The organism is Mesorhizobium sp. P2_E6 (assembly GCF_056403835.1).
Genome location: NZ_JBFUEQ010000008.1, coordinates 269547 through 282260, shown reverse-complemented (window position 1 = coordinate 282260; position 12714 = coordinate 269547). Strand labels below are relative to the sequence as shown.

11 protein-coding genes are annotated in these 12714 nt (G+C 63.0%); 4 read left to right on the top strand and 7 right to left on the bottom strand.

The features are described 5' to 3' along the window. Positions 1–101 precede the first annotated feature (101 nt). Positions 102–1862, bottom strand: coding sequence for a 2-isopropylmalate synthase (gene leuA, locus AC1D08_RS21765; protein WP_477423942.1), 1761 nt, complete (start codon positions 1860–1862; stop codon positions 102–104). Positions 1863–2295: 433 nt separating this feature from the next. Between leuA and AC1D08_RS21760 the strand changes: the two genes are divergently transcribed. Beyond that, a complete protein-coding gene (locus tag AC1D08_RS21760; protein WP_457152437.1) occupies positions 2296–3462 on the top strand; it encodes an ATP-grasp domain-containing protein in 1167 nt (388 codons plus the stop codon). A gap of 4 nt (positions 3463–3466) precedes the next feature. After that, complete coding sequence (locus tag AC1D08_RS21755) at positions 3467–4243, top strand: esterase family protein (RefSeq protein ID WP_095090797.1); 777 nt, start codon at positions 3467–3469, stop codon at positions 4241–4243. Between the two features lie 222 nt (positions 4244–4465). Here AC1D08_RS21755 and AC1D08_RS21750 read toward each other — a convergent pair whose 3' ends face one another. The 4 genes from AC1D08_RS21750 to AC1D08_RS21735 all read right to left on the bottom strand — a co-directional run bounded on the left by AC1D08_RS21750 (position 4466) and on the right by AC1D08_RS21735 (position 7280). After that, on the bottom strand, positions 4466–5551 hold the full coding sequence (locus AC1D08_RS21750; RefSeq protein WP_477423940.1) for an AbrB family transcriptional regulator: 1086 nt from the start codon (positions 5549–5551) through the stop codon (positions 4466–4468). A 70-nt stretch (positions 5552–5621) separates the two neighbouring features. Further along, positions 5622–5936 carry a putative quinol monooxygenase gene (locus AC1D08_RS21745; protein WP_184874721.1) on the bottom strand — a complete coding sequence of 105 codons (315 nt, stop codon included), beginning with the start codon at positions 5934–5936 and terminating at the stop codon, positions 5622–5624. 62 nt (positions 5937–5998) lie between these two features. Beyond that, positions 5999–6781 (bottom strand): SDR family NAD(P)-dependent oxidoreductase, encoded by a 783-nt coding sequence (locus AC1D08_RS21740; protein ID WP_457152435.1) that lies wholly within the window; start codon positions 6779–6781, stop codon positions 5999–6001. 61 nt (positions 6782–6842) lie between these two features. Next, a complete protein-coding gene (locus AC1D08_RS21735; protein WP_457152434.1) occupies positions 6843–7280 on the bottom strand; it encodes a DsrE family protein in 438 nt (145 codons plus the stop codon). Positions 7281–7382: 102 nt separating this feature from the next. On the opposite strand from AC1D08_RS21735, the gene AC1D08_RS21730 reads away from it, so the two are divergent. Then, positions 7383–8474: a hypothetical protein gene (locus AC1D08_RS21730; RefSeq protein WP_457152433.1), complete on the top strand. Its 1092-nt coding sequence runs from the start codon at positions 7383–7385 to the stop codon at positions 8472–8474. Positions 8475–8481: 7 nt separating this feature from the next. Here the strand turns inward: AC1D08_RS21730 and AC1D08_RS21725 are convergent, their stop codons facing one another. Both AC1D08_RS21725 and AC1D08_RS21720 read right to left on the bottom strand, forming a co-directional pair. Further along, positions 8482–9429 (bottom strand): cation diffusion facilitator family transporter, encoded by a 948-nt coding sequence (locus tag AC1D08_RS21725; RefSeq protein WP_095090802.1) that lies wholly within the window; start codon positions 9427–9429, stop codon positions 8482–8484. Between the two features lie 5 nt (positions 9430–9434). Then, complete coding sequence (locus AC1D08_RS21720) at positions 9435–11624, bottom strand: anthranilate synthase (protein WP_477423938.1); 2190 nt, start codon at positions 11622–11624, stop codon at positions 9435–9437. 319 nt (positions 11625–11943) lie between these two features. Between AC1D08_RS21720 and AC1D08_RS21715 the strand changes: the two genes are divergently transcribed. Continuing rightward, the gene (locus tag AC1D08_RS21715) at positions 11944–12714 is read left to right on the top strand and encodes an isocitrate lyase/PEP mutase family protein (RefSeq protein WP_477423936.1); all 771 of its coding nucleotides are present in this window, start codon (positions 11944–11946) and stop codon (positions 12712–12714) included.

The following is a 12714-nucleotide window of genomic DNA, read 5'->3' as shown; positions in this document are numbered from 1 at the left end:
GATCACGTACCCCACCGGATAATTCTTCGGTGGTTAATGATACGAAGGATCGGAACCGATCGCCGAATGGGGAGGGTTCCGATCTTCGTTCTGGTTGTGCGTCAACCGGCCTTTTTGACGACGATGCGGTTCGCCGCCGACATCACCGCTTCCAGCGAGGCGGCGACGATGTTGGTGTTGATGCCGGCGCCGAACAGCTTGCCATCAGGATGTTCCATCTCGACATAGGAGATGGCCGAGGCGTTCGAGCCGCGCTGCATCGAGTGCTCGGAATAATCGAGCACCGACATCTCGATGCCGAGGTGACGCGAGAGTGCATCGACGAAGCCGTCGATCGGACCGGTGCCGGTGCCGGTAATCGTCACCTCCTTGCCGTTGTCGACGATGACCGCCTCGACGACGCGCCGGCCCTTGGTCTCGGTGCTGGGATAGGTGTGGTGGTCGAGGAATTTCAGCCGCGCGCGCGGCTGGTCGATATAGGTCTCCAGAAAGCGCTCGTAGATGCGCCTGACCGGCACTTCCTTGCCCTCGGCATCGGTGATCGCCTGGATTTCCTGGCTGAACTCGATCTGCAAATTGCGTGGCAGGTTGAGGCCGTGGTCGGCCTGCAGCACATAGGCGATGCCGCCTTTGCCAGACTGCGAGTTGATACGGATGATCGCTTCGTAGCTGCGGCCGACATCGGCCGGATCGATCGGCAGATAGGGCACTTCCCACAGGCTCGTGTTGGCCTTCTTCAGCGCCTTCATGCCCTTGTTGATGGCATCCTGGTGCGAGCCGGAAAAGGCAGTGTAGACGAGCTCGCCGACATAGGGATGGCGCTCGGGGATCTTCAACTGGTTCGAATATTCGTAGACATCCTTCATCCGGTTGATGTCGGAGCAGTCGATCCCCGGATCGACGCCTTGCGTGTACATGTTGAGCGCCAGCGTGACGATGTCGACATTGCCGGTGCGCTCGCCATTGCCGAACAGCGTGCCTTCGACGCGGTCGGCGCCGGCCATCAGGCCGAGCTCGGTGGTGGCGATGCCGGTGCCGCGGTCATTGTGGGGATGCAGCGAGACCAGCAGGTTCTCGCGGTTGTCGAGGTTGCGGCACATCCATTCGATGCGGTCAGCGTAGATGTTGGGAGTCGACATCTCGACCGTCGACGGCAGGTTGATGATCAGCTTGTTGTCGGGTGTCGGCCTGACGATCTCGGTGACGGCGTTGCAGATCTCCAGCGCCACTTCGAGTTCGGTGCCGGTAAAGCTCTCCGGCGAATATTCGAAGCGGTAGCCGCCGCCGGCCTTGGCCGCCATGTCGGTGATCATCTTGGCGGCGTCGGTGGCGATGCGCTTGATGCCGCCGACGTCCTTTTCGAAGACGACGCGACGCTGCAACTCGCTGGTCGAGTTGTAGAAATGGACGATCGGGTTGGTGGCGCCCTTGAGCGCCTCGAAGGTGCGGGTGATCAGTTCGGGCCGGCACTGCACGAGCACCTGCAGCGAGACATCGGCAGGTACGTTGCCTTCATCGATGCACCAGCGGGCGAAGTCGAAGTCGGTCTGCGAGGCGGACGGGAAGCCGATCTCGATCTCCTTGAAGCCCATGTCGAGCAGCAGGCCGAACATGCGCGCCTTGCGCTCATGGCCCATCGGATCGATCAGCGCCTGGTTGCCGTCGCGCAGGTCGACCGAGCACCAGATCGGCGCCTTGTCGATGACTTTCGAGGGCCAGGTGCGGTCGGTGAGGCCTACTGTGGGGTAGGGTTGATATTTGCGCGCCGCGTCCGGCATGCCCCGGGCTGCCTCGGGCGTGCCCTTTGCCGCATCCTTGCCGGCTACCGCGGCATCGGGGCGGATTTCTTCTCGTGCGTTCATCGTCGTTTCTCCCGGCGGCTCACGGATCCACCCTCAGATGGATTGATGGCGAGCGGCGCCTTTACCAGAATTTCGTTCGCTTGATGTGACGTGCCAATTTTGTGACTGGCCAAGGAGCATGCGCTTGCGCGGCGGTTCGACCGCCGGGCGCTCCTTCAGCGAACCCGGCGATCGCCGATAAGGCCGAGAAGAAGCAGGGTCGAAGCCAGTGCACGCACGGTCTCGCCGGAAAAACCGGTCGGACGGGAAGCGTTGGTGGCGCGCGTGTTCATGGCGGTTCTCATACAGGAGCGGCTTGTGGGAGGCAAGTGGGGCCGCATGGCGGGCCAAGCTTCTGTTGGAAATCATCCCTAACATGTGCGCTCTTCCCCACGCGCTGCAAATGCGCCAGACTTGGCCTTGTCGGGGTCACTATCGGCAGGGGGGGTCATCCATGAATTTCGTGTTCTTCTCGCCGCATTTTCCCGTCAATGGCGCGGATTTCTGCGACCGGTTGAAGAAGGCCGGAGCCAGGGTGCTTGGTATCGGCGACGCACCCTATGAGGCGCTCGACGGCAAGCTGAAGGCGGCGCTCAGCGAATATTACCGTGTTGCCGACATGGAGGACTACGATCCGGTGTTCCGGGCGATGGGGCATTTCATCCACAAATGGGGCCGTATCGACCGTTTTGAATCGCTCAACGAACACTGGCTGGAGCTGGAAGCCAACATCCGCACCGACTTCAACATCTACGGCACCAAGCTCGATTTCGTGAAGAATTTGAAGCGCAAGAGCCGCATGCGCGCCTTCTTCCGCAAAAGCGGGGTCGACACCATCGCGCAACGCAAATGCTCCGACCGGGCCGGCGCCATGACCTTCATCCGCCGCGTCGGCTATCCGGTGGTAGTCAAGCCCGACAGCGGCTCGGGCGCCTCGAACACCTTCAAGATCTCCAACACTGGCGAGCTCGACCAGTTCTTCAGGGACAAGCCCGAGGATGTGACCTTCGTCATGGAGCAATTCATCGAGGGACTGGTGGTGACTTTCGACGGGCTGGTCAACCGCGATGGCGAGGTGGTGCTGGCCGCCAGCCACCGCTACGACCAGAGCGTCATGGAAGTGGTCAACAAGGACCGCCACATGAGCTACACCTGTTTTCCCCGGATCAGCCCTGCGGTCGAGGAGGCCGGCCGCAAGATCCTGAAGGCGTTCGACGTGCGCGAGCGCTTCTTCCACATCGAGCTGTTCGAGACCAAGGATGACCGCGTCATCGCGCTGGAGGTCAACATGCGTCCGCCTGGCGCCTGGATGACCGATGCGATCAACTACACCTTCGACATCGACGTCTACGCGGCGTGGGCCGACATGGTGGTGAAAGATGCCGCCGGCGGCCCCTATGAGGGCAAGTATTTCACCGCCTATGCCAGCCGCAAGCGGCACCTCAGCTATTTGCACAGCCATGAGGACGTGCTAGCCGCCCATCGCGACAAGATCGTCCACCATCAGGCCATCGAAGAGGTTTTCAGCCGCGCCATGGGAAATTACGCCTACCAGATGCGCTCGAAGGACGAAGCGGCGCTGCGCGAAGCGGTCGCCTACATCCACGCGGAAAAGGCGTGAGGCGATGGACGTTTCCTATCACAAGACTTTCGCCCGCAATCTCGGCCGCGACATGGAATACAAGCGCTACGGCCATGCTGGCCGGCCGGTGGTGGTGTTCCCGACCTCGCAAGGGCGGTTCTACCAGTTCGAGGATTCCGGCGGGGTGGGGGCATTGGCCGAGTTTATCGACACCGGCCGCATCCAGCTGTTCACGGTCGACGGCATCGATTCGGAATCCTTCTTCGACAAGCATGCCGACGCCGCACACCGCATCGGCCGGCACGAGGCCTATTTCCGCTATGTGCGCGAGGAGGCGCTGCCGGAATTCCTGTCCACGGCCGCGCAGGCCAATGGCGGGCGCAAGCTGAAGCCGCTGTTCACAGGCTGTTCGATGGGCGGCTACCATTCGTCGAACTTCGTCTTCCGCTTTCCCGAACTCGCCAGCGGCGTCATCTCGCTGTCGGGCGTCTATTCGGCCCGCGACTTCTTCGGCAAGGCGCTTGAAGGCGACATCTTCTACAACTCGCCGCTCGACTATCTGCCCGGCATCGTCGACCCTAAACTGCTTGCCCGCCTGAAGGCGCTCCGGCTGATCTTCTGCTGCGGACAGGGCGCCTGGGAGGAACGGATGCTGGTCGAGACGCGCAAGCTGGAACAGATCCTGCGCGACAGGTCCATTCCCGCCTGGGTCGACTATTGGGGCGGCGATGTCAGCCATGACTGGCCGTGGTGGCACAAGCAACTGGTCTATTTCTTCGGCCGCTGGCTGGATGAGGACCTGATGCACAGGCTCGATTGAGGCGCAGGGAGATTCAGGTGATGCCGGCCTGGAAACGATCGTCTCCTGCGCTTCCGGCGCGCGACCATCTTGTCAATTCAGGAGAGGCCGCTTTGCCTGGAGCGGATCATCGCTTCACGGGAATATAGAACCGCTCTATCTCTTTGTTTTAACGTAATTCCCCAAGGCAAAGCGCTAAGCGCTTTCCCTGCGAAAACCGTTTCACGCTTTCCTGGAATTGCGCTATTGCCTGACGCTTCTCGCCACCAGCCGCGCCACGCTCGGGCCGACCAGCAGCACGATCAGGAAGCGTGCCGATTGCAGCGCCATGACGAAGGAGATGTCGACGTTCTGCGCGGCGGCGGCAATGATGGCGATGCTGTCCATGCCGCCTGGGCTGGTCGCCAGGTAGGCGGTCAAAGGGTCGATGCCCAAGAGATGGCTGATCATGAAGGCAAGGCCGCCGCAAAAGGCGATCAACGCCACGATCGAGGCGATGATCTGCGGCAAGGCGCGCGTCGCATGGCGCAGGATCGGCCGGGTGAAGTTCAGGCCGATCGACCAGCCGACCATCGCGTAGCTCACGGCCAGCAGCCATTGCGGCAATTGCATCTCCACGCCAAGGCCAAGATGGATGACGGTGCCAACGATGAAGGTGCCGAGAAAGAAGGGCGAAGGCAGCCGGCAAAGCTTTCCCGCCAGGCCGCCGACAAGCGCGATGCCGATAGTGGCAGCGAAGGCTTGCGGATCGATCGGCGGAAACCAGATGATGGGCGGGATTTCGACCCCCGACGTGTCGACCCACATCTTTGCAACGAGGGCCGCCGTCATCGAGACGAAGATGACGCGCAGATATTGCATGAAGGCGACGAGCCGCTGGTCGGCGCCGAAGGCACCGGCCATCAGCACCATGGCGGTGGCGGCACCTGGCGATGAGCCCCAGACGGCGGTGGTGCCGGGCAGGATGCGCCAGCGGCTGATCAGCCAGCCTAGCAGGCTGGAGGCCGTGACTGTGGCCACCACGACGCCTAGAAACAGCGGCCATTCCTGATAGAAGACCGGAAAGATGTCGGCCGAGATCGAGCTGGCGACGAGGCAGCCGACAATTGCCTGGGCGGCGCCGAACATAAGACGCGGCACGCGCACCGTTGCGCCATTGGTGCCGGCGACAATGGCCGCCAGCATCGGTCCGATCAGCAGGGCGGCCGGCAGGGCGGCGAGCTCCAGCGCGCCGGCAAACAGCGCGGAGAGGGTCAGGATCGCCAGCCATTGCCAAGCCTTGCGCATCCGCGCCATGCGCTCGACAACGGGCTGGTCCGGGGAATCCATGTCTTGGTCTTAGACTCGAAGCCGGGCGATGCGAACCCCGCTGCGTCGAAAAAGGATGCCTCGCGTGAGCTTAGGCTTTTTTGCCGTCGGCCAGGCCAAAGCCGCCGACAGGGTGGGTTTCGACCTGGAATTCAAAGCCGGCGATGAACGGCCGCGCCTTGGCGATCGCCGCCTGGACTTCGGGAAGCTGCAGCGAGGCTTTGTGGCTTTCGGCATCGGTCCACACTTCGGTGACCCAGATCGCATCGGCATCCGCGGGGTCGCGGGCAATGATGTAGCTCAGGCAACCCGGCAGAGCACCGGTGCTGGTACTGGCGCGCAGGACCTCCATGACCGCGTCGCGCTGGCCGCGCGATGCCCGCATCTTGCCGATCAGTCCATACATTCCTTTGTCTCCCTTCGAGGTTTTCGACAAGATATGCAGATCGTCAGTATGCAGATAGCCGGTCAAGGCATCAACTGGCCGCCATTCACCTCGATCACCTGGCCGGTGATGTAGCCGCTCAGAAGGTCGGAAGAGAGGAACAGGTAGGCGCCGACGCAGTCTTCCGCAGTGCCGGCGCGCCCCTGTGGAATGGTGGCGACCATGCCCTTTATCTGCTCGTCGGTCGAATAGCGCTCGTGGAACGGCGTGAGAATGGTGCCGGGCGCCACTGCGTTGACGCGGACGCCGAAGCCGATCAGTTCCTTGGCCATGCCGCGCGTCACGTTGGAGACGAAGGCCTTGGCCGAACCGTAGAGGCCGGCGCCGCCGCCGGCGCCGTTGCGCGCGGCGATCGACGAGGTGTTGACGATGAAGCCGCCCTGTTTCTTCAGCCATGGGATCGCCTTGCGCGAGGCGGTCAGTACGGAACGTGCATTGAGGTCCATCACCGCGTCGTAATGCGCCTCGGTCTGCTCGGCATAGGGCACGCGGCCGAGCATGCCGCCGGCATTGTTGACCAGCCCGTCGAGGCGGCCGAAATGCTGCGCGCTGTCCTCGACGACGCGTTCGACATCGGCTGGAACCGAGAAATCGCCCTGGACGAGGAACACCTCGCCGCCCTTGTCGGCAATGGCCTTGGCCAGAGCCTCGGCGGCGTCGCGGCTCGAATTGTAGTGCAGCGCTACGCGGCATTTCTGTGCGGCGTAGGCCGACGCCAGGGCCGCGCCTATGCCGGTCGATGCGCCGGTAACCAGTACCGCCTTGCCGGCGAGATCGGGAATGCTGAGTGTGGTGGTGGCTGGCACGCGTGTCCTCCGGGATTTCTGCCGGTCCTTCGTAGGCCTTTGCTGCCCAGATGTTCAAGCCTCACGGGCGCAGATAGACGTAGCCCTGGCCCTGCAGTTCCGCGAGTTTGACGACGCCACCCTTGTCGGCGGCGTGGAACCCGTCGAGCAGGTCGGTCAAAGAAATATCCATGCCTTGCATGGTGTTGGCGCAGGCGTGCGGATCGAGCCCCTGCTGCACCAGACCGGCGAAGCGGCCGGAAATCGCGGCCGATATGGCTTTGGACTTGAAGGCGGCAAGGGCTGGGCCATGCACGACCAGCACGATGTCGACATTGCCGCCGGTGCCGTCATAGTGGTTCTTGATGTTGCCGAGAACGAAATTGACCTTGTCGAGATCGCTGAGATGATAGACAACCTTCTGCTTGGCGGGCTCCGTGGCGGCTGCCTGCACCACCCGCAGGCCAAGAAACGTTCCGGTTCCGGCAAGAACCGCGCGGAACATATCGCGCCGGCGCATCGCATTCTCCTCCGCTTGACGGCGCACCGCAAAATGCGTGGCTGCGGCCGCAATACTAGCATAAATTGACGTTACGTCCTGCCGATGCGGAGGAGGGGTCACATGACGCTTTGTAAGGTATTGGCGCGCGGCGCCTGGGGTGTCGCGCTGCTCGGCCTGCTTGCCGGCTCTGCATTGGCCGATGACGCACTCAAGCTCACCGAACTCAGCCCCAACGGCGCCGACGCCTGTTTCGGCCGCGTCTATGACGCAGCACATCTCAAGGCGCATCCGAAGCAGAAGGTGGCGCGAATCTTCTTCTACTATGGCCATGATCCGGTCAGCCGGCCGAATGAAGAGCCGGCCGCGAATTCTGACTCATCGTACAATGCCTTCGTTGCCACCACCGTGCGCGGCGCCAAGGCGCCTGAATGGGCCGGCGGCTGGTGCAATCACGAGTCCGAGGACGGCAAATCAGGCCCGATCCATTGCGGCATGGATTGCGACCGCACCCTGGCCTCGCTGAAAGTCGATGACAAAGGAAGCCTGATCCTCACCGACGTGCAGCCCGATCTTTATCTGGATGCTGGGTCGGAAGAGGAACTGGGTGCAGCGGAATACGACAGGCAGGCGCTGGGCAAAGAGGATGACAATTTCCGCCTCGACCCGATGCCGGCCGCGACCTGCAAGGCGGAATTCGCGCGCATCGATCCGATCGACCCGGCGCTCGGGCCGCCGCTGCGCGAACGGCTGAAGCCGGACCAGGCCTTCTGCTATGGGCGCGACTACGATGCAGCGCATCTGGCTTCCCACCCCGACCAGCTGACGCAGTCGATCCGGGTTTTCCGCGGCTCGGTGGAACTGGCGTCTTTTGCTTCGGGGGGCGACGCAGCCAACTGGCCCGATGGCGCCGACATTGCCGTCACCGTCACCACGCGGCAGAAATCGGCCAAGGTCACACAGACCTATTCCTGCCAGGGCGAGGCCGACCAATGGCGCTGCGCGGCAAGTTCAAAGATGAGCGATTTTTCCTGCGACATCGCGCAGAAGGAGATTTTCCTCAAGCGCGGCGCCAATGGTATGATGATGCTGGCCAATCCCAACAGCAGCCTGGCGATCGTCGATCTGTGTTCGAAGGCCGCCGACGGCAAGACGAAATCCGACGACAAGGTCTACCGGCTGCAGCCGATGCCGCAATCCGCCTGCGCGCCGTGAGCTGACCTCAGGCGAACGGCACGGCCGTCGTGCCTTTCGGCAGCTTGGCTTCGTCGTCGGGCTCGACATGGATGGTGACGCGCACCGAGGGGATTTCGGCTTTCAGCGCGTCCTCGATACGGTCGCAGATGACATGGCTGGCGCCGACCGACATGTCGGCGTCGACGACCAGATGGAACTCGATGAAAGTGGCGCGGCCGGCGATGCGCGTCTTCAGGTCATGCACCTCCAGCGCGCCCTTGCAGTTTGCCGAGATGACGTCGCGGATGCGCATGTGCGCCTGCGTGTCGACGGCACGGTCCATCAGGCCGTTCATCGACGAGCCGATGACGTGCCAGCCCTGCCACAGGATGTTCAGCGCCACGATGACGGCCAGTGCCGGGTCGAGGATATGCCAGCCGGTGAGGATTGCCCCGACCAGGCCGCCGAAGACGCCGATCGAGGTCACCACATCGGTCATGATGTGATTGCCGTCGGCAACCAGCGCCGGCGATTTCTCGGCCCTGCCGGCGCGGATCAGCGTCCAGGCCCAGAAGGCATTGATCACCGTCGCGATGCCGTTGACCGCCAGGCCGTTCCAGGGCTTTTCGATGGGCGCTGGCACCTGCCAGGCTCGCCAGACCTCGTTGAGGATCAAAAGCGCGGCGAGAACGATCAGCACGCCTTCGAGCACAGCCGAGAAATACTCGGCCTTGTGGTGGCCGAAGGGATGGTCTTGGTCGGCAGGCTTGTAGCTGACCTGGATCGCCCAGAAGGCGGCCATCGAGGCGATGACGTTGACGATCGATTCCAGCGCGTCCGAGTAGAGCGCCACCGAGCCGGTGATGTACCAGGCGACGAGCTTTAGACCGAGCACGACTGCGGCAATGATGATCGACCAGAACGCAAGGTTGGCGACCTTGCGCTTCGCCGCGGCTTTGGCCGCGATCGCCATCGTGTTCTCGGTTTCGGCCATGGTCGTCAGGCGGCCTTTTCCTTGGCCTTGCGCGGCAGGTGGGCAACGATGTTCTCGATGATCCGCATGCCGGCATTGTGGCCGAGCGTCATGATCGATTCCGGGTGGAACTGCACCGCGGCGATCGGTTCCTTGCGGTGTTCGAAGGCCATGATGACGCCGTCCTCGGTCTCGGCCGTGACAATAAAATCATCGGGCAGGCGCACCGGATCGGCGAAGATCGAGTGATAGCGGCCGACGGTGACTTCCTTTGGCAGGCCGGAGAAGATGATGCCCGGCTTCGAGACGCGGATGCGCGACGGCTTGCCGTGCATCGGCACATGAAGTTGCCTGAGCTCGCCGCCATAGGCTTCGGCCAGTGCCTGCAGGCCAAGGCAGACGCCGAAAATCGGCAACTCGCGGGCGCGCGCCTTCTTGATGGTGGCGGCGCAGTCGAAATCCTTCGGCGTGCCGGGGCCGGGCGATAGCACGACGAGGTCGGGCTTCAGCCGGTCGAAGACTTCCTCCGGCACCGGCGTGCGTACGGTCGAGACGTTGGCGCCGGTCTGGCGGAAATAATTGGCCAGCGTGTGGACGAAGCTGTCCTCGTGGTCGACGAGCAGGATGTTGACGCCGTCGCCGACGCGCGCGGTGGTGCGTTCGGTGCTGGCGGAATTGCCTGTCTTGGCGTCGCGGATGGCGGAGAGCATGGCGGATGCCTTCAGTTCGGTTTCGGCTTCTTCTTCCTCGGGAATGCTGTCGAAGAGCAAAGTGGCGCCGGCGCGGACCTCGGCAATGCCGTCCTTGATGCGGATGGTGCGAAGGGTGAGGCCGGTGTTCATGTCGCCGTTGAAATTGACCATGCCTATCGCGCCGCCATACCAGGCGCGCGGGCTCTTCTCGTTCTGCTCGATGAAGCGCATGGCCCACAGTTTCGGCGCGCCGGTGACGGTGACCGCCCAGGCATGCGACAGGAAGGCGTCGAAGGCATCCATGCCTTCGCGCAGCCGCCCCTCGATGTGGTCCACGGTGTGGATCAGGCGCGAATACATCTCGATCTGGCGGCGGCCGATGACGCGCACCGAGCCCGGCTCGCAGACCCGCGACTTGTCGTTGCGGTCGACGTCCGAGCACATCGTGAGTTCGGATTCGTCCTTCTTGGAGTTGAGCAGCTTCAGGATCTGCTCTGAGTCGGAAATGGCGTCGTCGCCGCGCTTGATGGTGCCCGAGATCGGGCAGGTCTCGACACGGCGGCCGTTGACACGCACGAACATTTCCGGGGAGGCGCCGATCAGATATTCGCCTTCGCCCAGATTGATGAAGAAGGAATAGGGCGAGGGGTTGATCGACTTCAGCTTGCGCGAAATCTCGGACGGCTGCGTCTCGCAGCGCTCGTAGAACATCTGGCCGGCCACGACCTCGAACAGATCGCCGCGCTTGAACGAATCCATGGCCTTGCGAACCAGGTTGGCGTATTCGCCCGGCTCATGGTCACCGCGCGGCGGGATGCGGTCGGCGGTCTTGAACGGCTCGGCGATTTCATCGCGCGGCAGGCCTTCCGTCGAAAACCCATCGCCCGAATAGTCGTAGCGGTCGGTCCAGGCCTTGGCCGAGTAATGGTCGACGACCAGGATCTCGTCAGGCAGGAACAGCACGAGGTCGCGCTGGCTCTGCTTGCGCTCGAGCTTGTAGTCGACCGGGTCGAACTGGAAGGCGAGGTCGTAGCCGAAGGCGCCGTAGAGGCCGAGATTGGCGTCTTCCTCGGTCTTGAACAGAGCGGTGATGGCGCGCAGCACGGTGAACACCGAGGGGACGCGGCTGCGCTCCTCCTCAGTGAAGACACGGCCGGGTTTGGCGACGTCGAGGCGGATCAGTTTCTTCGAGTTCTCGGCGATGGTGACATCGGCCAGGCTGCCGAGCGTCTTGCCGATGACCGGCAACAGCACCTCGCCACGACCGTTCAGCGCCTCGATGCGGACAGTGCGGCCGCGCGCCGAAATGACAAGCGGCGGATCGATGATGGCGGTGTCCCAGCGCGTGTAGCGGCCGGGATATTCGTAATTCGAGGAAAACACCGCGCCGCGGCGAGCGTTCAGCCCGTCGACGTAGGCGTCGATGGCGCCCGCATAGGGCTGGTCGTGGCGCTCGCGGGTGATGGTGATGCCACCCGCGGTCACGAAACTTTCCGCCCCGTTTTCCAGAACCTTCATCGTCATTGCCGTCTCCATCAGCTTCTTGGGGCAACGGACCCGGGAATGGCTTGAAAAAACAAATGGCCGCCCGGACATTCCGTTGCGGCCACCCTCTATTTTCACGCGCACGCGTTCGAACAGGCCGCTGTCAGCAGGCCCACCACCAAATGGTCTTGGTCGAACGCATGTTCATGGCGAAATCCATAGCTGCGAAAAACCGGATGCGCAACAGGTTTGAAAATTCTGCTCGGTGGCCGCCGCTTCTGCGGCTCATGGCACATCGCCAGAGCCGGCGGTCCTGCTTAGGCTGGATGTCCAACCGCAGAAACATGGGAAAACAGCAATGACCGAGCAGATCGACCGCGCACGGACGTTCCATTCCCTCCACGCCAGGGGAAACCCGATCGTTCTCTACAATGCCTGGGACCCGGGCTCGGCCAAGATTGTCGAGAAAGCAGGGGCCAAGGCGATCGCCACGGGAAGCTGGCCGGTGGCGGCCGCCTTCGGATACGCCGATGGCGAGAAGATCCCGCTGGAGCTGGCGCTCGACAATATCAAGCGCATCGTAGGGGCGGTCGACCTGCCGGTGACCATGGATCTCGAGGGCGGCTACGGCATTGAACCGGAAACCGTCGCCCGCACCGTGACGCGTGCCGTGCAGGCCGGCGCCATCGGCTTCAATTTCGAGGACCAGATCGTCGGCGGCACCGGCCTGCATGACATCGCGCTACAGGTGAAGCGGATCGAAGCCGCCGCCGCGGCGGTCAAGGCCTCAGGTATCCCGGCATTCCTCAACGCCCGAACCGACATCTTCCTCAAGGCCAAGCCGGATGCGCACGACAAGGCGCTGCTCAACCAGGCGATCGAGCGGGCGCATGCCTTTGAAAAAGCCGGTGCCAACGGTTTCTTTGCGCCGGGCCTTGGCGATGAGCGCCTGATCGAGGCGCTCTGCAAGGCAATCGCGTTGCCGGTCAACATCATCGCACTGGCGCATGTGCCGCCGCGCCAGCGGCTGGCGGAACTCGGCGTCGCCCGCATCAGCCACGGCCCGGTGCCTTACCGCCAGATGGCCGAGTGGCTCGAAGCGAAAGCGCGACAGGCTATTTCCGGCTAA